Source organism: Arthrobacter sp. TE12231, from assembly GCF_054062895.1.
The window spans coordinates 1,954,774-1,972,967 of sequence record NZ_JBSSFS010000001.1 but is presented as its reverse complement, the minus strand read 5'-3'; the positions used below and the strand labels follow the sequence as shown (position 1 = coordinate 1,972,967).

Here is an 18,194-nt window from a genome sequence, read left to right as displayed (position 1 = left end):
GCGCATGGCGGACCGTACGCACCACGAGAACCCCGACGACTCCGTGCTTCCCGGGCACACCGACACCACAGACGCGCTCCTGCGCGAACTTGCCGCGGCCCATGGCGTCGGCACGACGTACTGGGGCTGGGACGGCATAGAGCGTTCCGTGGCCGCGGACACGCTCCGGGACGTCCTGGGAGCCTTGGGAGTCCCGGCCAACGGGATTGCGGAGCAGCAACGCTCGCTGGCGGAGTCCCGGCTCGCGCCGTGGCGGCGCATCCTCCCGCCGGTCGTTGTACTCAGGGAGGGGGTGCCGGGGGAGGGACGCGATGTCCACGTCGATGTCCACGTGCCGCACGGAAGCCGCGTCCGCGTCTGGATCGACGCCGAGGACGGCAGCAGGCACGAGGCCGCCCAGCAGGAGAACTGGGAACAGCCGGTCGACGTCGACGGCGTCCTCACCGGCCGTGCGACCTTTGCCGTCCCCGGCCACATTGGCCTCGGCTGGCATACCCTGAGGGCGGACGCCGACGGCACGCTGGCCCAGTGTCCGCTGATCGTGACGCCCGGCCGGCTCCGGACCTCGGCCCGGCTCGCCGGACGTCGCTCCTGGGGGTTGACGGCCCAGCTCTACTCCGTGCGGTCCGCCCGGTCGTGGGGGATTGGCGACTTTGCAGACCTCACCGACCTCGCCGTCGTCGCAGGTGAGCAGGGGGCCGGCTTTGTCCTGGTCAATCCGCTGCACGCCGCCGAACCGGTACCGCCTGTGGAAGACTCCCCGTACCTGCCCACCACACGGCGCTTTTTCAATCCCCTCTACCTGCGGGTCGAGGAAATCCCGGAATACGGTTATCTGGACGCACCCGGCCGGGCCGAGGTAGCGCGCCTGGCCGCGAGCCTGCAGGCAGCCAACGAGTCCCGGGACCTCCTGGACCGCAACGCCGCCTACGCGGCGAAGCTGGCCGCCCTGGAACTCGTTTATGCGGTCCGCCGGGGACCAGCCCGCAACCGGCAGTTCGCCGACTTCTGCGCCGAGCAAGGACAGGGACTCGAGGACTTCGCGCTGTGGTGTGCGCTCGCCGAACAACTGCCGCCGTCGGCGCCGGAGTGGGCCGGGGCGGCGGCACACCCGGATTCACCGTACTGTGCCGAGCAGCGTTCAACGCTCGCCGCCCGGATGGATTTCCACCGCTGGCTCCAGTGGCTCTGCGACCAGCAGCTCGAGGCGGCACAGCGCTCGGCGCATCAGGCAGGCATGGAGATCGGCATAGTCCATGACCTCGCGGTCGGCGTGAAACCTGGCGGCGCCGACGCCTGGACCCTGGCCGGTGTCCTGGCCCGGGGCGTGAGCGTGGGCGCACCGCCGGACATGTTCAACCAGCAGGGCCAGAACTGGTCGCAGCCGCCGTGGCATCCGGGCAGGCTCGCCGAATCCGGGTACGCCGCCTACCGCGACATGCTCCGGACTGTGCTGCGGCACGCCGGAGGCATCCGCGTGGACCACATCCTGGGCTTGTTCCGGCTCTGGTGGATCCCCGAGGGCGCCGGCCCGGGCAACGGCACCTACGTCTATTACGACCACGAAGCCCTCATCGGTATCCTCGCGCTGGAGGCTCAACGCGCCGGGGCGATCGTGATCGGTGAGGACCTGGGCGTGTTCGAACCCTGGGTCCGTGACTATCTGGCCGAACGGGGGATCCTCGGCACCTCGATCCTCTGGTTCGAACATGACGCGAATGGCCCCATCCCGCCGGAACACTACCGCCAGCAATGCCTGACGAGCGTGAACACGCACGATCTTCCCCCTACGGCGGGCTACCTCGCCGGTGAGCACGTCACCTTGCGGGAATCGCTGGGGCTGTTGGGGCGCCCCGTGGATGAGGAACGCGCCGAGGCAGCGGCCGAGCAGGAGGCCGTCCTGGCGCAGGTCCGGGCCCGCGGATTGCTGCCGGAAGGCGGCACGGATGTCCGGACGACGGTCGAGGCGCTCTATGCCTACACGGCGCTGGCACCGTCCGCGCTGCTGGGCGTGGCGCTCGTGGACGCCGTGGGGGAGTCGCGGACCCAGAACCAGCCGGGCACCAGCACCGAGTATCCGAACTGGCGCATCCCGCTGGCCGGGCCCGAGGGCGTCGTCCTGATCGATGACCTGCCGGCCAATGAGCGCTTCCTGTCCCTCCTGGGTACGGTCCGGAGTGCACTCCATTGCGCCACTGATGAGTGATCTGCTCAACCAGTAGGTCAGGTATTTCCCGGCCTACACACAGGAACGGGTGCCCATAATGGTCCCGAAGCTCCGGTCAACCGCTATTTGGTCGGAGCTTCGCCACGTCCGAGTGCACCCGGCTGTCGCCGGTGAAGCTAAGCCTTGTCCTCGACGAGGATGACCAGGGTCTCGGGCAGTACGCCGTCGTAGGCCATCGCCTCGCCCATTGCTTCGCTTTGCATCGCAGCCTTGAATGCGTCCAAGTCAGGAACGTCCATCATTACCGCAACATGCTTGGGGTTCTGCGGGTCGACGAACGTGCGGATGTTGGTGACGCCAAGAGGGCCGAACACCTCTTCGCGTTTGGGTGAGGCAAGCCAGTGATCCTTGTCCTTGATGTCGTGGTGGCCGATTATGGTTGGCATGGCGCATCCTCTCCTAGGGGGCCAGCGGTCCGCAGGCCCACTGCGCCGAAGGCTACTCGCCGCTCCATAGCCGGGCAAGACTATTTTCTTACCGCATGCCGCCGGGATCTGCGTGCCTTCTGAATGGCCGTGCTCCACAGGATGGCCGCCCGACTCGTTTACCGGGTTTCCCGGTCACTCTCCTGCGATAAGGGCCTTTGGGCACAGGCCGGACGCACGTGTTCGTTCCTACAATGAATCATGGCCGCCGACGTAACCGAGGTGGAACACAAGTACAGCCCGGCGGAATCTGCTGCCCTTCCGCAGCTGGCCGCTCTTCCGGGAGTAGGCCGCGTGGGCGAGGCCGCCATCGAGGAGCTGGACGCTGTCTATTTCGACACCGAAGAACTGGCACTGGCCGCTCAGCGAATCACCCTGCGGCGGCGCACCGGCGGCCAGGATGCGGGGTGGCACCTGAAGCTCCCGCTCGCCGCGGAGGGGCGCCGTGAAATCACCGAGCCGCTTGGAAGCGATCAGGGTCCGGTCCCGGAGCGTCTGCGTCAGTTGGTGCAGGTCCATGCCCGGAGTCACGGGCTGGTGCCGGTCGCACGGCTCAAGACACGGCGGAACTCGATTCCCCTGTATTCCCCCCAAGGCACGGTCCTGGCCTCGTTCAGCGACGACCGGGTGGAGGCGCAAACCTTCCTGACCCCCGCGGAACGGTCGCGGTGGCGGGAATGGGAAATTGAACTCGTCGACGGCACCAGACAGCTGCTGGCCGACGCGGATGATGTGCTCGCCGCGGACGGAGTCCCCGTGGCCGCCCTGCCGTCCAAGCTGGCCAGGGCGCTCGGTTCTAACATACCTGTGAGTCCCGCAGCGGTGCCCGACCCGCGCCGGCACGGGCCGGCGTCGGACGTCCTGCTGTTGTACCTGGCCCAACAGGTTCAGGCCCTCAAGGAGCACGATCCGGGTGTCCGCACTGACGAGCCGGATGCCGTGCATCAGCTGCGGGTGGCGGCGCGCCGGTTGCGGTCGGCGCTGGCGTCGTTCCGGAAGCTCATGGACGCCACGACGCCCCGGTTCCTAAGGGCAGAGCTCCAGTGGCTGGCCGGCGCTGTTGGTGAGGCGCGGGACACCGAAGTCATGCGGGCCAGACTGAAGGACCTGATGAGTGCCGAGCCCGCTGAGCTGTTGATGGGTCCCGTTGCGCAGCAGATCGAGGAGAACCTTGGCGCCACCTATCGCCAGGCCCATGCTGCAGGGTTAGCGGCGCTGGACAGCGACCGCTACTTCCGCCTCCTCGATTCCCTCGATGCCCTCATTGCCGGACCGCCCCTCACGGACGCTGCAAGCCGGGATGCACGGCGGACAATTGGCCTTCTTGTCTTGGCTGAACGCAAACGGTTGAAGAAAGCCGTTCGCGCCGCGATCAGCGCGACGGGAACGGCGCCGGAGGATGCCGCGCTGCATGAAGTCCGGAAATGCGCCAAGCGCTTGCGCTATGCCGCCGAAGCGGCAGCCCCGATTTTCAGCAAGCAGGCAACGTCTCTTGCTCAAACCGCGGAGGGGATCCAGGAGATCCTCGGGGACCTCCAGGACAGCGTCGTAACCCGGGAAACCCTTCGACTGCTGGCGGCCCAGACCGCGGCGGGCGGGGGCAACGCATTCAGCTATGGGCGCCTGCACGCGCTGGAGCAGCAGCGCGGCGAGGAGGCCCGCGCCAGCTTCTACCGCGCGTGGCGGAAGTCCAGGCCGGAGCCTCTCCACTGGAACTAGGCACCGTTCCCAACCGCAGAGAGAGCCCTATGACCGAACCCCGCACCGGCTTGCCGGCCATCTGGTCAGACGGACTCGGCCGCGCGAGCATCCGCGCCGTCCAGGCCCTGGCGGTGGCTGCCCTTGCCTACGCGATCATTTGGGCGGCCACGCGCATCCCGCTTGTCATCATCCCGGTCCTGATCGCCGTCATCCTGGCTGCAGCGATTTCCCCGCTCGTCCGCTGGCTCACCGGGCATGCCTGGCCGCGCGCCCTCGCCGTCGTTGCCTCCTTCGTGGCCATCCTCGCAGTCGTCGGAGGCATCATCACGGGCATCGTTTTCCTGGTGAACAACCAGTGGGCAGAGCTCTCGGCCCGCGCCGCTGCGGGGATTGACCAACTGCATGCCTTCCTGAATAACGGGCCGGTCCCCGTCACCGACCGACAGATCACCGCAGCCATCGACTCTGCCCGGGTGTTCCTCACGTCCAGCACCTTCGGCGCAGAAGCCCTCACCGGGGCACGGACCGTGGGGGAAATCTTCACCGGCGCGTTACTGATGGTCGTGACCTTGTTCTTCTTCCTCAAGGACGGCCTTGAGATCCGGACCTTTCTCATCGGCTTCCTTCCCGCGGACCACCGCGCCAGGGCACGCCTGGCCGCGGACCGCAGCACCGCGGTCCTGGGCGGGTACGTCCGCGGCACTGCCATCGTCGCCGCAATCGACGGCCTCACCGTCGGGATCGCCCTCGCCGTTATGGGAGTTCCGCTGGCCCTCCCGCTGGGTGTGTTCATCTTCATGGGCGGATTCATCCCCATCGTCGGTGCCACAGTCGCAGGCACCCTGGCGATCGCCGTCGCGCTGGTCTCCAACGGTCCCATCCAGGCGCTGATCGTCCTCGCCATCGTCATCGCGGTGAACCAGCTCGAACACCACTTCCTGCAGCCGGTCCTGATGGGCAAGGTGCTCAGCATCCACGGGCTCGCTATCCTGCTCGTCCTGGCCGCCGGCACCATCCTCGCTGGAATCGTCGGCGCGCTGCTGGCCGTTCCGATCACCGCCGTCGCCTGGACCGTCCTCAAGACGTGGACCGAAAAAGATCAGCTGCCCGGACCGGAGATGCCGGTGCCCGAGCTGCCGGACGGAGAGCCCCTTGAGTGAGCGGGCATGAAAGGCCCTGTCGTGGACATCCCGGCGTGGCTGGTCCAGAATCGGAATGTGCCCCTGGCCGAGCAATACGGGCTTTTCTTCGAAGGTGACATGCCGCCGCGGCGCTCCCTGCGCACTGCGTGGCTGCTGGCATTGTTCTTGGGCTTCACGGGCGCGGACCGGTTCTACCTTCACCGCCCCGTCACCGGCACCCTGAAGCTGTTGACGCTCGGCGGCGCCGGCATCTGGTGGCTCATTGACCTGTTCCGGATCACCGAAGAATACGCTGCCGACGGTGCATCAATGCCCTTAGTCGGCACCAACTCCCTGCGACGCGGCCTGCGCACGGCCTCAATTGTCCTGGTCGGCGCCCTCACGGGTGCGCTGTTCTGCGCCACCGCGGCCCCCGTCACCGGGACTGTCACCGCCACCGTCACCGCCGTAAACGCCCTGCTGCACCCGGCCCCGCCGCCACCGGCGAAGGAGTGGGTCACCGTCGCGGAGGCCTCGGGCACGAAACCCCCGGGGCCGGTCGTGACCGTTACCGGCAAGCTCCACATCGAGTACACCTTCACCGGACCCGCCGTCGCCTACCTCCAACCCGTGAAAGGGCCGGCGCTCACGGTGCTGTCCCTGGCCAAGGCCGGCGCCGGGGCGATCGGCCTCACCCTGGCCCCGGGAACGTACACACTGATAGTCAGCACCACCGGCACCATCTGGCACCTCACGGCCCAGGAATACCGTCTACCCGGGTAGGGCAGGACGGAGTAACACACGGTCCTGGTCGCCCGGAAAATGTTCACTTCCACTGAGTACTCCGTCCGGGTGGAACAAGGCAAACCGGCGGGAAGGGCATCGGAAGGCGATCCCGGCCGGCTTTCTTTTTTGCCTTGACTCCGGGTAAGCAACGGGCGCACAGTGATGGCCTGTAGCTGGGGCAGTACACATCCATATCGCAAACCGGGCAGGCCGGTCACGACCGACTATTGTCCGTACCTGCTTGACGGAGAACCCCCATGCCAGACATCGGCTTCCAGCACCACGTTCCGGCCAGTGCACCATCGACGGACAGTCCGCGTCCTCGATGGAGAGCCGCTCTGGTGGCCGTGGTCCTGGTCCTCGCTGGCCTCCTTGGGGTCGCGCCACCGGCCCAGGCCATCTATAACGGAACCATCCTCAGCCCCAACAAATACCCGTGGGCCGTGAGAATCCAGCTTGTCTATCCCGATGGTGCCGTCGCTACCTGCAGCGGGGCCTTGATCAGCCCCTATGCGGTCGTCACTGCCGCTCACTGCCTTCACTACAACGGCGGAACGCCACGAACAGCGGACGTCACGTTCCACTATGGATCTCACCCCGGGCAATTCACCGTGCCGGTCCCGGTCTCGCAGGGAGGGCTGATTGTCCACCCGGGCTTCAACGAGTCGTTGCTCAGGGACGACATCGGCGTACTCCATCTGGCGCATCCCGTGGCTGAAGCGCCAATTCCGCTGGCCACAGTGAATCCTCCGGCGAACACCAGCGTCGTGCTGGCCGGCTACGGCTGCCTCGGAGACCCGTTCCTCAGCCATCAAAGCTGCCCTCTCGGCCTGCCTGCCAGCCTCGCGGCGATGTCCACGAGAGTAGTCGCCTCGGGGTCATGTTTGTCCATCACCGGAGAATGGAGTTTCTGCACCTTCTCGCGCGCCAAATCTGCCAACCACGGCGACAGCGGGGGGCCGGTGCTGCGGACGGAAAACGGCGTTCTCAAGCTTGTCGGGATCATCTCCGCCTACGAAGACCCGCCCGCGGCGAAGTACCTCGACTTATCGACGTCCATCCCTTACGAGTCATCCTGGATCCGGGCGACACACAGCGGGGTCTGAGTTGCACAAAAAAACACCCTGGAATCCTTTGATTCCAGGGTGTTTCCCGTTGTGCGCGGAGGGGGACTTGAACCCCCACCCCCTTTCGAGGACTAGCACCTCAAGCTAGCGCGTCTGCCATTCCGCCACCCGCGCAGGTGGTAATTCCGAGTTCGTTTCGCCTTTCAGCGTTTTGCTTTTCTCGGAAGCAGCGAGAAAGACTCTAGCACGACTTTTCCGGAAACAAATAATCGGGGTCAGCGGGGGTGGTGTGGGTAGGCTGAAGCAAGCAATTGAGCCACCCGCCACGAGGAGCCGCTATGACTGACAACCGGACCGACATCAGGCCCGAGGACGAGGTCGTCAGGATCTGCCAGGAGCTGATCCGGATCGATACATCCAACTACGGCGACGGCTCCGGCCCCGGTGAACGCGCGGCCGCCGAGTACACCGCCGGGCTCATGGCCGAAGTCGGGCTGGACGCCGAAATCTTCGAGGCGGCCCCGGGACGGGCCAGCGTGGTCACCCGGCTGGCGGGGGAGGACCCCTCCGCCAGCGCCCTCGTGGTCCACGGCCACCTGGATGTGGTGCCGGCCCTCCGCGAGCAGTGGTCGGTGGACCCCTTCGGCGCCGAACTCAAAGACGGCCTGATCTGGGGACGCGGCGCGGTGGACATGAAGGACATGGACGCCATGATCCTGTCCGTGCTGCGCAACTTCGCCCGTACGGGCCGCAAGCCCAAGCGCGACATCATCTTCGCGTTCTTCGCCGACGAGGAAGCCGGCGGCACCTACGGGGCCCGCTACGCCGTCGACAAGCGCCCCGAACTCTTTGAGGGCGCCACGGAGGCGATCTCCGAGGTCGGCGGCTTCTCCGCGACCATCGGCGGGCAGCGCACATATCTGCTCCAGACGGCCGAGAAGGGCCTCTCCTGGCTCCGCCTCGTCGCCCACGGCCGCGCGGGCCACGGCTCGCAGATCAACACGGACAACGCCGTGACGCGGCTCGCCGGCGCTGTCTCCCGGATCGGTGCCTACAACTGGCCGATCGAACTCACTCCCACCACGCGGCAGTTCCTCGACGGCGTGACCGAACTCACGGGCGTCGAATTCGATCCGGACGATCCGGACACGATCCTCAAGGAACTCGGTACCGTGGCCCGGTTCGTCGGCGCCACGCTGCAGAACACCACCAACCCCACGCTGCTCAAGGGCGGCTACAAGCACAACGTCATCCCTGAATCCGCCGAGGCCCTCATCGACTGCCGCACCCTGCCCGGGCAGGAGGAGCACGTGCTGGAGATCGTCCGCGAACTCGCCGGGACCGGCGTGGACATCAGCTACGTGCACAACGACGTCTCACTGGAAGTGCCGTTCGCCGGGAACCTCGTCGATTCAATGATCGACGCCCTGCACTCCGAGGACCCCGGCGCCAAGGTCCTGCCCTACACGCTCTCCGGCGGAACGGACAACAAGTCCCTGAGCCGGCTCGGCATCACCGGTTACGGTTTTGCCCCGCTGATGCTTCCGGACGAGCTCGACTTCACCGGCATGTTCCACGGCGTGGACGAGCGCGTCCCGGCTGATTCCCTGAAGTTCGGTGCGCGGGTGTTGAACACCCTGCTCACCAACTACTGAGCGGACGCGCCGCCATGACGCCCGAGGACATCCTCGCCGGGCCGCTGCTGGACCGGATCCGCGGCCGCGCCGCCGGCTATGACCGCGACAACGCCTTCTTCCACGAGGACCTCGCGGACCTGAAGGCGGCCGGGTACCTGAAGATCTTCGTCCCCGCGTCCGACGGCGGCCTGGGACTCGGTCTGGCCGATGCGGCGCAGCTGCAACGCCGGCTCGCGACGGCGGCGCCGGCCACCGCGCTGGCGGTCAACATGCACCTGGTGTGGACCGGCGTCGCGCACGTCCTGGCCGCCCGGGGCGACTCCTCACTGGGTTTCGTCCTCAAGGACGCTGCACAGGGGGAGGTCTTCGCGTTCGGGAATTCGGAGGCCGGGAACGACTCCGTGCTGTTCGATTCCCGCACCGAGGCCGCCCCCTTGCCCGACGGCGGCTACAGCTTCACCGGCCGCAAGATCTTCACGAGCCTGTCCCCGGCGTGGACCCGGCTGGGGATCTTCGGGAAGGACGCCTCCGCCGCGGACGGTGCGGGGGAACTGGTCCACGGATTCATCACGCGGGACACGCCCGGGTACAAGATCCTGCCCGACTGGGACACCCTCGGCATGCGGGCCAGCCAGTCCAATACGACGGTCTTGGACGGTGCCGTCGTGCCGGCGGAGCGGATCTTCCGGAAGCTTCCGGTGGGTCCCAACGCGGATCCCTTGATTTTCGCGATCTTTGCCTGCTTCGAGACCCTGCTTGCAGCGGTGTACGCGGGCATCGGGGAACGGGCGCTGACGCTCGGGGTGGAGGCCGTGAAGCGCCGGACGTCCTTCAAGAACGGCGGCCGCAGTTACGCCCAGGATCCGGATATCCGCTGGAAGGTGGCAGAAGCGGCGATGGCCATGGATGCGCTCTACCCGCAACTGTCCCGCGTGGCAGCCGACGTCGACGAACTCGCGGACCTGGGCAACCAGTGGTTCCCCCGGCTCGTGGGCCTCAAGGTCCGGGCGACGGAAACCGCCCGGACCGTGGTGGATCTCGCCATCCGGGTGTCCGGAGGCTCCAGCTACTTCCGCGGCTCCGAGCTCGAGCGGCTGTACCGGGACGTGCTCGCGGGCATGTTCCACCCGTCGGACGATGAATCAGCGCACAACACCGTGGCGAACGCCTGGCTGGGTCCGCTGGACACGCCCTGACTGGACACGGCCTGGAGCGGCCCGGGGCGTCCTAGACGGTGCGCTGGACCTGGATGACCTTGCGGCGCAACCAGAAGCGGCGTCCGCCGCCGACATAGAGGCGGCTGCGCTCCAGCTCCCATTTGCCGTACTCGGAATGCTCCACGAGCCGGCGCCGGGCCTCGGGCAGAGAATCCTCAGGACCGACCGTCAGGACGAGGTACTCGTACTGCTTGACATAGTCCCGTTCCCGCCGGACCGAGCTGCTCAGAAAATGTTCTTTCATTGCTCTCCATTTTCGTCTTTTTCCGGCTAACGTGAAGTCATGAGCATCGATCCGCGTGTCGCGCTTCAATCCCTGACCTCTGCACTGGAAGAACACCTGGCGGCCGTCTCCGCCCGCAGGAGTGACGGGGATCCCGCGGTCGAAGCGGCGTTCTTCGCCGTTGCTGATGCCTTTGAAGTCTACGACGACGCCCTGTACGAAGCGTACGGCGAAGTGACGCCCCTCGAAGTGATCGACGGCGACGAAGAGGACGAGGACGACGAGGACGTCGACGACGAAGAAGACCTCGAAATCCTGCAGAACTCAGAGAACTAAACGCGTAGAACGTTGTCGGTCCGCCCGGGCCGGCGCCCACGGCTAGCAGAGGGCACCCCGTCAGCCCTTAGACGGGGTCGGAGACGTCTTCGAGCGCCTGCGCGATCTCCGGGGGGAGCGGGGCGAGTGTCGCGTCCAGGATCTCCTTGAGCTGCACCGGGGTCCGTGCGCCGACGACGGCGGTGGCCACCCCCTGCTGGGACAGGAGCCAGCTCAGCGACACGTCCAAGGCCGTCCGGCCAAGCCCCTTCGCCGCCATCGCGACCGCCTCGACCACGCTGGACGCCGGCGCCTCGAGATAGGGCTCCACATACGTGGCGAGCCGCTGCTGGGCGGCCCGGGAGTCCGCGGGGATGTGACCCCGGTATTTTCCGCTCAGGACACCCCGTCCCAGCGGACCCCAGGCCATGAGGCCAAGCCCCGCGTCCTCGATCGCCGGAATCAGCTCAATCTCCGCGGTGCGCTGCAGGAGAGAATATTCGGACTGGTTGGCGACCAGGGGAAAGCCCGCGATCGCGGCGGCCTTAGCCGTCTGCCAGCCGTTGAAGTTGGAAACGCCGACGTAGCGCGCCCTGCCGGAACGTACCGCGAAGTCGAGGGCGGAAAGGGTTTCCTCGAGCGGCACGTTGGGGTCCCAGGCATGCGCGAACCACAGGTCCACATAGTCCGTTCCCAGCCGCGCCAGGCTCGCGTCAAGACCCGAGAGCATCCCGTTGCGGGACGTGTCGACGCTGCGGCGCCCGTCCGTCGTGGTCAGGCCGGCTTTCGTGGAGATCACCACCTCGGAGCGGGCGACGACGTCGCCCAGCATGCCGCCGAGCATGGCCTCGGCCTGCCCGTCGGCGTAGGAAGCAGCGGTATCGATCAGCGTCCCGCCGCCATCGACGAAGGCCCGCAGCAGGGCGGCGGCATCCTGTTCCTCGGTTTCCCGGGCCCAGGACATGGTGCCAAGGGAAAGGGCGGACACGCGCAACCCACTGTTGCCGACATAACGCTGCTGCATGTCAGCAAGCTTACGGGGATTCGGGCTGCTTCATAACGTAGGGTCTATAAACGTGAACTGGATACAAGCGGCTCTGCTGGGCCTCGTACAGGGACTGACCGAGTTCCTCCCGATCTCCTCAAGCGCCCATCTGCGGATTGTCGGTGCTTTCCTCCCGAACGCGGCCGACCCCGGCGCGGCCTTCACGGCCATCACGCAGCTGGGCACCGAGACGGCGGTGATCGTCTATTTCTGGCGCGACATCCTGCGGATCATCCGCGCGTGGGCCGGTTCACTCTCCGGCAAAGTGTCCCGGCAGGACCCGGATGCGCGCATGGGCTGGCTCGTGATCCTGGGCAGCATCCCGATCATCGTCCTCGGCCTGCTCTTCCAGGACCAGATCGAATCGGTGCTCCGCAGCCTGTGGGGCGTCGCGACCATGCTGATCTTGTTCGGCATGGTCCTGGCCGTGGCCGACACGGTCGGCAAGCAGGACCGCGAGCTCACGCAACTGACCTACAAACACGGCCTCTATTACGGCCTCGCCCAGGCCCTGGCCCTGTTCCCGGGCGTGTCGCGCTCCGGCGGCACGATCAGCGCCGGCCTCCTGATGGGCTATACCCGTGAAGCGGCGGCCCGTTACTCGTTCCTGCTGGCCATCCCCGCTGTCTTCGGCAGCGGCCTCTACCAGCTGTACAAAGTCGTCTCCAAGGAAGGCATCACCGGCCCGTACGGCCTCCCGGAAACGGCCCTGGCCACCGTCATCGCCTTCGCTGTGGGCTATGTCATCATCGGCTGGTTCCTGAAGTACGTCTCAACCCGCGGCTACCGTTTGTTCGTCTGGTACCGAATCCTCCTGGGTCTGTCCCTGTACCTGCTGCTCGGTTTCAATGTCATCAGCGCCTAGCACTAGGCTTGGGCTGTGAAATCCTGGATCTCCCGCCCTGTTCCCCAGCTCCCGGGCAGCATGCCTGCCCTGCGCCTCTTCGACACCGCCAAAGGCGCCATCGTCACCCTGGAGGCCACGGGTGAGCAGTCCATGTACGTCTGCGGCATCACCCCCTACGACGCCACCCACATGGGCCACGCGGCCAGCTATGTCGCCTTCGACCTCCTCAACCGCGCCTGGCGGGACGGCCGCCAACACGTGGCGTACGTTCAGAACGTGACCGACGTCGACGACCCCCTGCTGGAGCGCGCGACGGCCACCGGCGTCGACTGGCGCGACCTCGCGGCCAGCCAAATCGAGCTCTTCCAGACTGACATGGAGGCCCTGAACGTCCTGGCCCCAGACCACTACGTCGGCGCCGTCGAAGCCGTTCCCCTGATCGTTCCCGCCATCGAGCGGCTCCTACGCAACGGCCTCGCCTACCGGGTTTCCGGCACCGGCGGGGAGCCCGACGGGGACGTCTACTACGACGTCGAGGCCGCCGGGAAACATTCGACCGACGCCGTCGACGCCTGGACCCTGGGGTCCGTGTCCGGACTGTCCGACGCCGAAATGCTCGAACTCTTCGCCGAACGCGGCGGCGATCCGGGCCGGGCCGGGAAGCGCCAGGCACTGGATCCGCTGCTGTGGCGGGTTGCCCGCGAGGGTGAGCCCAGCTGGCCCGGCGGTGAACTGGGGGAGGGGCGGCCCGGCTGGCACATCGAATGCACCGTGATCGCCCAGCAGTACCTGCCCAAGCCCTTCACCGTCCAAGGCGGCGGCTCGGACCTCATCTTCCCGCACCACGAAATGGGTGCCGGCCACGCGTACTCCCTGGCCGGTGTGCCGCTGGCACGCCACTTCGCCCACGCCGGCATGGTGGGCCTGGACGGCGAAAAGATGAGCAAGTCCAAGGGCAACCTGGTCCTCGTGTCCCGGCTCCGGGCCGACGGTGAAGAGCCCGCCGCGATCCGCCTGGCGATCCTGGCCCACCACTACCGCACGGACTGGTCCTGGACCGCTGAGGGTTTCGCCGAGGCCAAGGACCGGCTCCGCACCTGGCGCGAAGCCCTCGCGGTGGCTCCGCACGGATCCGCCGCGTCCCTCCTCGGCCGGCTGCGGACCGAGCTCGCCAACGATCTCAACGCGCCCGGCGCCCTGGCCGCCATCGACGCCTGGGCCCAGGCCGCGCTGGCCACCCCGGGAACCGCGTCAGCCACGGACGCCGCACTGGTGGGCGATGCCGTGAACGCCCTGCTCGGCGTCGAACTCTAGGAGCCGGATTCTAGGAGCCGACAGCCGCGGCCTGGCCGTTAGGGTTTGTCCTTGTTGCGGCGCTTGAGGTAGCGCTCGAATTCACGGGCGATAGATTCGCCGCTGGCCTCCGGGAGGTCAGCGGTGTCCTTGGCCTCCTCCAGCTGGCGCACATAGGCCGCAATCTCGGGATCCTCGGTGGCGAGCTCGTCCACGCCGCGCTCCCACGCGTCGGCCTCTTCCACGAGTTCCTGCGTGTCCAGGGGGACCTGCAGGAGCTCTTCGATCCGGTTCAGGATGGCCAGCTGCGCTTTGGGCGACGGCGCCTGGGCCACATAGTGCGGCACGGCCGCCCAGAGCGAGACGGTCGGCAGTCCGGCAAGCAGCGCCACCTCGCCGAGCACGCCCACGATTCCCACCGGGCCCTCGTACTGTGACGCTTCAAAGTCCATCCGCTCCCGCAGGGCGTTGTCGTCGGTGGACGTGCTGACCGGAATCGGCCGGCTGTGCGGCACATCGGCCAGCAGGGCACCGACCAGAATGACGTAGTCCACGTGCAGGGCTTCGGCATGCACCAGCAACTCGGCGGTGTAGGCGCGCCACTTATAGGACGGCTCTGTGCCCTGGACGAAGATCACGTCCACATTCGAGTCGGGGACACTTGCCTTGAAGATCCGGGTGGACGGCCACTTGATCTTCCGCTCGCCGGACGCCGTCCGGCGGATCGTAGGCCTGGTGAACTGGAAGTCGTAGTACTCGTCGGCGTCGATCGACCCGACTTTTTTGCCGCCCCAGAGTTTGTTCAGGTAGCGCAGGGCGTCGCTGGCGGCCTCCCCTGCGTCATTCCAGCCTTCAAAGGCGGCCAGCATGACCGTGATGCGCCGGCCCTCGGGGACGGGCTGCAGCAGCCGCTCCGGCTCGGAGACGGCGCCTGGTTCGGTGGGGTCTGCCTCGAAGCTGTTCATGCCATCACCCTACGTCCAAGTCGCTTCCCCGTGCAGGCATTGAAGCGCCGCGAAGAGGCAAAAAACTGCACGGAGACTGCGGCCCGCCGGCCAAAATTCGCCGTAGGCGTAGCGCGGGCGCCCCGCATCCGGCTTCCCCGTAGACTGGAAGGCATGCGATCCTCAGCTTCCCGGCCCCTCCTTAAAGCAGCGCTATGGGACATGGATGGCACCATTGTCGACACCGAGCCCTACTGGATAGAAGCCGAACGCACCCTCGTTGAAGCGCACGGCGGACAGTGGTCCCATGACCAGGCCATGCAACTCGTGGGACAGTCCCTGGTGTTTTCCGCCGGCCTGCTGCAGGAGGCCGGCGTAACGATGGAACGACGCGACATCATTGACACCCTCACGGGCCATGTGGTCAGCCAGGTCCGCAAGTCCGTTCCCTGGCGGCCCGGGGCCCGCGAACTGCTTGACGAGCTCTACAACGCCGGCGTCCGCTGCGCCCTCGTCACCATGTCAGAGGCCCCGCTGGCCCGGGAAATCGTTGCCAGCCTCCCCGCCCCCTACTTCGATTTTCTCGTCACAGGGGACACCGTCTCGCAGGGAAAGCCCCACCCGGAGGCCTACCTCAAGGCCGTTGAGCTCCTGCAGCAGCAGGACCCCGACCTCAGCCACCACCACTGCGTGGCCCTGGAGGATTCCGCCCCGGGCGTCGCCGCCGCCGTGGCCTCGGGCGTCGTCACCGTCGCCATCCCGCACATCGTGCCCCTCCCGCATGATCCCCGCCGCGCCACCTGGAATACCCTCGAGGGCCGCACGGTGGCGGACCTTGAAGAGCTGGTGGCCCTGCGGCACGAATTCCCCGATGCCACCTTCGGGCTCGACTCCGACGCCGGCTCCGTCGCCCGCACGACTGCGAGTCCCGTCCGTGGCTGACACCGGGGGCCAAGGGCAGCCCGGCAAGGTGGCGGCTTCCCGCAAGGACGGTATCCCGCTGGGCCGCATAGCCGGCATCCCGGTATATCTGGCCTACTCCTGGTTCATCATCGCGGCCTTCACCGTGATCGCATACGGGCCGGTCCTCGAGACCAACAACCCGCATCTGGGCATCACTGCCTTCCTCGTGGCCTTCGCGTACGCCCTGCTGCTCCTGATCTCCGTGCTCGCGCACGAACTCGCCCACGCGCTGACCGCGAAGGTGTTCCACTGGCCCACGGAGAAAATTGTCCTCAACCTCTGGGGCGGCCACACCCAGTTCCAAAGCTTCACCGCCTCACCGGGCCGCTCGGTCCTGGTCGCGATGGCCGGCCCTGCGGCGAACTTTTTCCTCGCCGGCGCCGGCTGGCTCCTGCTCGCCTACGGCCAGTTGAGCGGTGTGGCCGACATCCTGGCCAACATCTTCGTCTGGGCCAACCTGCTGATCGGCATCTTCAACGTGCTTCCCGGTCTTCCGCTGGACGGCGGGCGCCTGGTTGAATCGGCCGTCTGGAAGGCCACCGGAAACCAGGACAAGGGAACCATCGCGGCCGGCTGGGCAGGGCGGATCATCGTGATCGCCCTGGCGCTGTGGTTCATTGTCCTGCCCCTGGTCAGCGGAGCGCGGCCGGACATTTCCTTCACCCTCATCACGGCCCTCGTCGGCAGCTTCCTGTGGATGGGCGCTTCGGCGTCGATCCAGCAGGCCCGCATGCGGGGCCGGCTGTACTTGGTCGACGCCGCGGCCCTCGCCGAGCCGGCCGTCGGCCTTCCAGACACCGCCACGGTTGCCGACGTCCTGCACCGGGCGCCGTCCGGCAGTCCCGCCGTGGTGGTGTGCGACCGGGACGGCCGTCCGGCGGGCATTGTCGACGCCGGCGCAGCGGCCATGGTGCCTGCCCCGTTGGCCGCGACGACCCCTGTTTCGGCAGTGTCCTACGCCCTGGGCGCGGGGGCCTACGTTCCTGAATGGTCCAAGGGCCAGGAGCTCGTCCAGTACCTGGCTCAGCTCGATGGCCAGGAGTACGCGGTGGTGGACCGCGATGGCGCCGTTACCGGGCTGCTGCACCAGTCCGCCGTCCTCGGCGCCATTACGGGCAAGTACCGGCCCCAACCCCAGAACCAGGGGCAGAACCGGTAGAGTTACTGGTCGGTCGTGAATTTCCGGCCCCCACGCGCAAGGACCGGTGCCCGCCGGCATGTCCGCGGCCACACAGCTTTACAGGAGCGAGGAACATTTTCATGAGCAGCGATACTGCCGCCACCGCCGCCGCAGGCATTAACACAGCCGCAGCCACTGGCACCGCCGATGCAGGCACTAGTACTGCCGCGACCGGTGCTGCACGCCGCCGCGGACCGTTCCGCGAGGGCGAGCGGGTGCAACTCACGGACGAGCGCGGACGCATGAACACGATCACGCTCGAGGTCGGCGGAGCCTTCCACACCCACCGCGGCTTCCTGAACCATGACGAGATCATCGGCAAGCCCGACGGCTCCGTCGTCGTGAACAACGTCGGACAGCAGTACCAGACCCTGCGCCCGCTGCTTTCGGACTTCGTGCTCTCGATGCCGCGCGGCGCCGCCGTCGTATACCCCAAGGACGCCGGCCAGATCGTCACGATGGCGGACATCTTCCCCGGCGCCCGCGTCGTTGAAGCCGGTGTCGGCTCGGGCGCCCTGTCCATCTCCCTGCTTCGCGCGGTAGGGGACAACGGCTACCTGCACTCCTTCGAGCGCCGCCAGGAATTCGCCGATATTGCCCGCGGCAACGTTGAGACCATCTTCGGCGGCCCGCACCCGGCCTGGAAGATCTCCCTCGGAGACTTCCAGGAAGAAGTGGTTCGCACCGAAGAGCCGGGATCCGTGGACCGGGTGGTTCTGGACATGCTCGCCCCGTGGGAATGCCTCGACGCCGTCGCCACGGTCCTGGCGCCGGGCGGGGTCTGGATCAATTATGTCGCGACTGTGACGCAGCTTTCGCGGACAGCCGAAGCCATCCGCGCCGACGGCCGCTTCACCGAGCCCGACGCGTGGGAATCCATGGTCCGCGGCTGGCACCTCGAAGGCCTGGCCGTGCGCCCGGACCACCGCATGGTCGCCCACACAGGCTTCCTGCTGGTCACCCGCCGGCTCGCCGACGGCGTCACGGGAATCTCCGTGAAGCGCCGCCCGTCCAAGACCGATTTCAACGAAGAAGACGTCAACGCCTGGACTCCCGGCGCCGTCGGCGAACGGGCTGTCTCGGACAAGAAGCTGCGTCGCGCCGCCCGTGACGCAATCGCCGGAACAAACGTCGTGGACACCCCGGAGATAACGAACTAGGCAGCATATTTCGGATGTCTCCAGCGGCACCCGCCTTCTTAGG

17 protein-coding genes and 1 tRNA gene are annotated in these 18,194 nt (G+C 67.1%); 13 read left to right on the top strand and 5 right to left on the bottom strand.

The window, feature by feature from the left end; translation table 11 throughout:
- Nucleotides 1-4: 4 nt before the first annotated feature.
- Nucleotides 5-2,206, top strand: a complete 2,202-nt coding sequence (malQ, locus tag ACVWYS_RS08975; RefSeq protein WP_456509604.1) for a 4-alpha-glucanotransferase — start codon at nucleotides 5-7, stop codon at nucleotides 2,204-2,206.
- A 137-nt stretch (nucleotides 2,207-2,343) separates the two neighbouring features.
- Here the strand turns inward: malQ and ACVWYS_RS08970 are convergent, their stop codons facing one another.
- Nucleotides 2,344-2,613 carry a hypothetical protein gene (locus tag ACVWYS_RS08970; RefSeq protein ID WP_344367698.1) on the bottom strand — a complete coding sequence of 90 codons (270 nt, stop codon included), beginning with the start codon at nucleotides 2,611-2,613 and terminating at the stop codon, nucleotides 2,344-2,346.
- A 240-nt stretch (nucleotides 2,614-2,853) separates the two neighbouring features.
- On the opposite strand from ACVWYS_RS08970, the gene ACVWYS_RS08965 reads away from it, so the two are divergent.
- The 4 genes from ACVWYS_RS08965 (at nucleotide 2,854) to ACVWYS_RS08950 (ending at nucleotide 7,366) form a co-directional block, all read left to right on the top strand.
- Entirely contained in the window at nucleotides 2,854-4,371 is a 1,518-nt protein-coding gene (locus ACVWYS_RS08965) for a CYTH and CHAD domain-containing protein (protein WP_344367696.1), read from the top strand.
- Nucleotides 4,372-4,400: 29 nt separating this feature from the next.
- Entirely contained in the window at nucleotides 4,401-5,513 is a 1,113-nt protein-coding gene (locus ACVWYS_RS08960) for an AI-2E family transporter (RefSeq protein ID WP_344367695.1), read from the top strand.
- A gap of 6 nt (nucleotides 5,514-5,519) precedes the next feature.
- Nucleotides 5,520-6,257: a TM2 domain-containing protein gene (locus tag ACVWYS_RS08955; RefSeq protein WP_456509603.1), complete on the top strand. Its 738-nt coding sequence runs from the start codon at nucleotides 5,520-5,522 to the stop codon at nucleotides 6,255-6,257.
- Between the two features lie 260 nt (nucleotides 6,258-6,517).
- A complete protein-coding gene (locus ACVWYS_RS08950; RefSeq protein ID WP_456509602.1) occupies nucleotides 6,518-7,366 on the top strand; it encodes a S1 family peptidase in 849 nt (282 codons plus the stop codon).
- A 52-nt stretch (nucleotides 7,367-7,418) separates the two neighbouring features.
- Here ACVWYS_RS08950 and ACVWYS_RS08945 read toward each other — a convergent pair.
- Nucleotides 7,419-7,501 (bottom strand) — tRNA-Leu (locus ACVWYS_RS08945).
- A gap of 164 nt (nucleotides 7,502-7,665) precedes the next feature.
- Between ACVWYS_RS08945 and ACVWYS_RS08940 the strand changes: the two genes are divergently transcribed.
- Complete coding sequence (locus ACVWYS_RS08940) at nucleotides 7,666-8,982, top strand: M20/M25/M40 family metallo-hydrolase (protein ID WP_344367692.1); 1,317 nt, start codon at nucleotides 7,666-7,668, stop codon at nucleotides 8,980-8,982.
- A gap of 14 nt (nucleotides 8,983-8,996) precedes the next feature.
- Entirely contained in the window at nucleotides 8,997-10,160 is a 1,164-nt protein-coding gene (locus ACVWYS_RS08935) for an acyl-CoA dehydrogenase family protein (RefSeq protein WP_456509601.1), read from the top strand.
- 31 nt (nucleotides 10,161-10,191) lie between these two features.
- Here the strand turns inward: ACVWYS_RS08935 and ACVWYS_RS08930 are convergent, their stop codons facing one another.
- Complete coding sequence (locus ACVWYS_RS08930) at nucleotides 10,192-10,425, bottom strand: DUF5703 family protein (RefSeq protein WP_018772920.1); 234 nt, start codon at nucleotides 10,423-10,425, stop codon at nucleotides 10,192-10,194.
- A gap of 39 nt (nucleotides 10,426-10,464) precedes the next feature.
- On the opposite strand from ACVWYS_RS08930, the gene ACVWYS_RS08925 reads away from it, so the two are divergent.
- Nucleotides 10,465-10,740 carry a hypothetical protein gene (locus ACVWYS_RS08925; RefSeq protein ID WP_091254200.1) on the top strand — a complete coding sequence of 92 codons (276 nt, stop codon included), beginning with the start codon at nucleotides 10,465-10,467 and terminating at the stop codon, nucleotides 10,738-10,740.
- 67 nt (nucleotides 10,741-10,807) lie between these two features.
- Here ACVWYS_RS08925 and ACVWYS_RS08920 read toward each other — a convergent pair whose 3' ends face one another.
- Complete coding sequence (locus ACVWYS_RS08920; protein ID WP_344367690.1) at nucleotides 10,808-11,743, bottom strand: aldo/keto reductase; 936 nt, start codon at nucleotides 11,741-11,743, stop codon at nucleotides 10,808-10,810.
- Nucleotides 11,744-11,795: 52 nt separating this feature from the next.
- Here ACVWYS_RS08920 and ACVWYS_RS08915 point away from each other — a divergent pair, with 52 nt between their 5' ends.
- Both ACVWYS_RS08915 and mshC read left to right on the top strand, forming a co-directional pair.
- A complete protein-coding gene (locus tag ACVWYS_RS08915; RefSeq protein ID WP_456506510.1) occupies nucleotides 11,796-12,629 on the top strand; it encodes an undecaprenyl-diphosphate phosphatase in 834 nt (277 codons plus the stop codon).
- Between the two features lie 15 nt (nucleotides 12,630-12,644).
- On the top strand, nucleotides 12,645-13,925 hold the full coding sequence (gene mshC / locus ACVWYS_RS08910; protein ID WP_456509600.1) for a cysteine--1-D-myo-inosityl 2-amino-2-deoxy-alpha-D-glucopyranoside ligase: 1,281 nt from the start codon (nucleotides 12,645-12,647) through the stop codon (nucleotides 13,923-13,925).
- Between the two features lie 38 nt (nucleotides 13,926-13,963).
- On the opposite strand, the gene ACVWYS_RS08905 is transcribed toward mshC, so the two are convergent.
- On the bottom strand, nucleotides 13,964-14,869 hold the full coding sequence (locus ACVWYS_RS08905; protein WP_116765682.1) for a PAC2 family protein: 906 nt from the start codon (nucleotides 14,867-14,869) through the stop codon (nucleotides 13,964-13,966).
- 153 nt (nucleotides 14,870-15,022) lie between these two features.
- On the opposite strand from ACVWYS_RS08905, the gene ACVWYS_RS08900 reads away from it, so the two are divergent.
- From ACVWYS_RS08900 to ACVWYS_RS08890, 3 genes are all read left to right on the top strand, one after another.
- On the top strand, nucleotides 15,023-15,790 hold the full coding sequence (locus ACVWYS_RS08900; protein WP_456509599.1) for an HAD family hydrolase: 768 nt from the start codon (nucleotides 15,023-15,025) through the stop codon (nucleotides 15,788-15,790).
- Nucleotides 15,783-16,970 (top strand): site-2 protease family protein, encoded by a 1,188-nt coding sequence (locus ACVWYS_RS08895; RefSeq protein ID WP_456509598.1) that lies wholly within the window; start codon nucleotides 15,783-15,785, stop codon nucleotides 16,968-16,970. The genes ACVWYS_RS08900 and ACVWYS_RS08895 overlap by 8 nt, the downstream gene beginning before the upstream one ends.
- Before the next feature lie 101 nt (nucleotides 16,971-17,071).
- A complete protein-coding gene (locus ACVWYS_RS08890; RefSeq protein WP_344367685.1) occupies nucleotides 17,072-18,151 on the top strand; it encodes a tRNA (adenine-N1)-methyltransferase in 1,080 nt (359 codons plus the stop codon).
- Nucleotides 18,152-18,194 lie beyond the last annotated feature (43 nt).

What these genes read in the sequence shown, in the direction of transcription:
- malQ (WP_456509604.1), top strand. Translation starts at nt 5, where the DNA reads ATGGCGGACCGTACGCACCACGAGAACCCCGACGACTCCGTGCTTCCC.
- ACVWYS_RS08970 (WP_344367698.1), bottom strand. Translation starts at nt 2,613, where the DNA reads ATGCCAACCATAATCGGCCACCACGACATCAAGGACAAGGATCACTGG.
- ACVWYS_RS08965 (WP_344367696.1), top strand. Translation starts at nt 2,854, where the DNA reads ATGGCCGCCGACGTAACCGAGGTGGAACACAAGTACAGCCCGGCGGAA.
- ACVWYS_RS08960 (WP_344367695.1), top strand. Translation starts at nt 4,401, where the DNA reads ATGACCGAACCCCGCACCGGCTTGCCGGCCATCTGGTCAGACGGACTC.
- ACVWYS_RS08955 (WP_456509603.1), top strand. Translation starts at nt 5,520, where the DNA reads ATGAAAGGCCCTGTCGTGGACATCCCGGCGTGGCTGGTCCAGAATCGG.
- ACVWYS_RS08950 (WP_456509602.1), top strand. Translation starts at nt 6,518, where the DNA reads ATGCCAGACATCGGCTTCCAGCACCACGTTCCGGCCAGTGCACCATCG.
- ACVWYS_RS08940 (WP_344367692.1), top strand. Translation starts at nt 7,666, where the DNA reads ATGACTGACAACCGGACCGACATCAGGCCCGAGGACGAGGTCGTCAGG.
- ACVWYS_RS08935 (WP_456509601.1), top strand. Translation starts at nt 8,997, where the DNA reads ATGACGCCCGAGGACATCCTCGCCGGGCCGCTGCTGGACCGGATCCGC.
- ACVWYS_RS08930 (WP_018772920.1), bottom strand. Translation starts at nt 10,425, where the DNA reads ATGAAAGAACATTTTCTGAGCAGCTCGGTCCGGCGGGAACGGGACTAT.
- ACVWYS_RS08925 (WP_091254200.1), top strand. Translation starts at nt 10,465, where the DNA reads ATGAGCATCGATCCGCGTGTCGCGCTTCAATCCCTGACCTCTGCACTG.
- ACVWYS_RS08920 (WP_344367690.1), bottom strand. Translation starts at nt 11,743, where the DNA reads ATGCAGCAGCGTTATGTCGGCAACAGTGGGTTGCGCGTGTCCGCCCTT.
- ACVWYS_RS08905 (WP_116765682.1), bottom strand. Translation starts at nt 14,869, where the DNA reads ATGAACAGCTTCGAGGCAGACCCCACCGAACCAGGCGCCGTCTCCGAG.
- ACVWYS_RS08900 (WP_456509599.1), top strand. Translation starts at nt 15,023, where the DNA reads ATGCGATCCTCAGCTTCCCGGCCCCTCCTTAAAGCAGCGCTATGGGAC.
- ACVWYS_RS08890 (WP_344367685.1), top strand. Translation starts at nt 17,072, where the DNA reads ATGAGCAGCGATACTGCCGCCACCGCCGCCGCAGGCATTAACACAGCC.